This window comes from Burkholderia sp. SIMBA_062 (assembly GCF_046534765.1).
Classification (GTDB): domain Bacteria; phylum Pseudomonadota; class Gammaproteobacteria; order Burkholderiales; family Burkholderiaceae; genus Burkholderia; species Burkholderia ambifaria.
In genome coordinates this window covers 1-252 of the sequence record NZ_JAWRYD010000448.1, presented here as the reverse complement: position 1 = coordinate 252, position 252 = coordinate 1, and the positions used below count along the sequence as shown (strand labels likewise).

The window sequence follows — 252 nt, the reverse complement described above, 5'->3', positions numbered from 1 at the left end:
AGCTTCACTACGAAACAAGTGCCCAAGATCGCTTGGGCATCGTCGATTGGACCGAAGCCTGTTGCAATCGGCAACGCCTGCACACATCAATCGACTTCCATACGCCTGTCGACTGCGAGGCCGGATTGATCGCCGCATGACTTGCTGTACGTGGAAACGAGACAGGGTCACTCGATCAATGTCCGGCTTCGCGTATATGCAACATGTTAGTCAGCTTCACGACGCCCGGAACGGATTGGGCGACCTCGCCAG

At 56.0% G+C, this 252-nt stretch carries 1 pseudogene; it reads left to right on the top strand.

The features are described from left to right. Positions 1-140 (top strand): annotated as a pseudogene (locus tag SB786_RS37015) (IS3 family transposase); the annotation flags it as partial. Between the last annotated feature and the right edge of the window lie 112 nt (positions 141-252).